Raw genomic sequence first — 2,038 nt, 5'->3', positions numbered from 1 at the left:
GCGGGCGGCGAGCGCCGCACCGCGGCGAACGACGACATCGGCCTCGCCGCCGCGCACCCGGAAACGACCGAGACCGCCCCACCCGACCCCGGCGCGTCGAAGCCGGGCTGGGTCACGCGGATGCAGATGCGCTTCGGCGGCGCGGCGCTGCCCGAAGCCGCGCAGGCACTCGCGATGCAGTCGGGCACGCTCGCCACGCAACTGCGCATGCTGCAGGACGCCGGCTGGCGCGTGACGCTCGGCAAGCGCGGCGGCGGCAGCCGCATCGACCCGCGCAAGCGCCGCGTGACGATCGACGGCGCGCTCCAGCATCCGGGCAGCATCACGTACACGCTCGCGCATGAAGCGCGCCATGCGGTCGAGGCGATGGCCGGCGTGCTGAACCTCGACTATGGCAGCCGCAGCCGCTTCACGCGCAAGGCGCTCGAAGCCGAGGCGCGCGCGCAGATCAACGCGTTCGAGGCACGCTACGAAATCGAGCTTGCGGGCGGCGGCGACATTGCCGCGCACGTGCGCCTGCCGGATGCGATCGAGCGCGAAGGCGCCGCATGGCGCCCGCCGTCGCACGACTATGCGGGCACGGTCGGACGCCTCGTCGACGCGTTCGCGGATGCGCCCGTGTCGGGCCGCGACGGCGAGACCTACCGCGACTTCTACGACGACGTGTGGTCGCGCCAGAAACGCCGCGGCGGCATCCCGCGCCGGATGCCCGCGCCGCAGACGCACGAGACCGGCGGCGCACCGCACGGCGTGCGCAGCTTCGACGAACGCGTGGCATGGAGCCGCGCGCATGCCGAATATGCGTCGCCGTTCGGCGACGGGCCCGTGCCCGCGGCGGCCGACCTGCAGGCGGCGCGCAGCCGCCACTTCACGATGCTGGAGGACGAAGGTGTGCTGATGCTGCACGCCGACACGTTGCCGGACGGCACGCTGCTCGCGGGCGGGCAACCGGCCGGCGTGCACGAATACGCGCTCGACCAGGCGCCGTCGTTCCTGGTCAAGGAGGGCTATTCGATCGTGCTGTCCGCGAAGCACGGCGGCGAGGCGGCCGCCGCCGGGCTCGCGAATCTGTGGCAGCGGCCGGTGTACGCGCCGCCCCCGCACGCGGTCGGCGAACGCGCGGCGCTGCTCGACACCGGCGTGTTCCGCCGCTACGACCCGGCGCCCGCGGCGCCGCACGATCTCGGGCAACTGGCGGCCGACGCCGAAGGCGTGCACCTCGAAAGCAATCCGGCCGCGCGGATCGACGTCGAGCGTCACGTCGGCGAGCTGCTCGGCGCCGGCGCCGAGAAGACCGTGTTCGCGCTCGGCCACGATGCCGCGCTCGCGGTTTACGACAACGGCCCGCATACGTCCGAAGCGCGCCAGATCGAGGCGGCGATCGACGAGAGCATCGCACTCGACGATCTCGCGTCGTACGGGCTGAAGACCGTGACGATGGACGGTCCGTTCTCCGCGCTGAATCGCGTCGCCGTGCTGTACCGGCCGCTCGGCGTGTTCCACAGCTTCGGCTTCGAGACGGGCGCGCTGCCGCGCGTGGTGTCGCGCGCGGCGCTCGAGCACCTCCGGCAGATTCGCGAAGTCGTCGAACGCACGGGCATCGGCTTCGATCTGCAAGGCCTGTTCACGCGCGGCGGCGACTTCCTGCTGAGCGACCCCGGTGCGATCGGCATGGGCGCGGGCGAGCATTTCACCACGCTGCAGCGGCTCGCGGTGATCGAGCGCGCGCTGACGCAAGGCCTCGAGCGCGGCAACGTCGAACTCGCGCATCCGCGACTCGCCGAAACGCCGCCGCCCGATGCGTTCGTGCAAAAGCCGTCGGTCATCACGCGCGTGCGGATGCGCTTTGGCGGCGCGCCGCTGCCGAAGGAAGCGTACCGCCTGATCGACGCATCGAGCCTGCTGTCGCAGCAGCTTCGGCTCGGCGCCGACGCAGGCTGGAAAGTCGTGCGCGGCAAGCCCGGCGCCGGCAGCAAGATCGACACGCGACGGCGGCGCGTCACGATCGACGGCGGACTGCAGTCGACCGGATCGATGG

Annotated in this window: 1 pseudogene; it reads left to right on the top strand. The window is 72.4% G+C overall.

The features are described from left to right. Positions 1-2,038 (top strand): annotated as a pseudogene (locus tag H3O04_RS35130) (LWXIA domain-containing protein); the annotation flags it as partial.

The organism is Burkholderia sp. KCJ3K979, assembly GCF_016759955.1.
GTDB lineage: Bacteria > Pseudomonadota > Gammaproteobacteria > Burkholderiales > Burkholderiaceae > Burkholderia > Burkholderia orbicola.
This window is presented reverse-complemented; position numbering and strand designations above follow the sequence as displayed.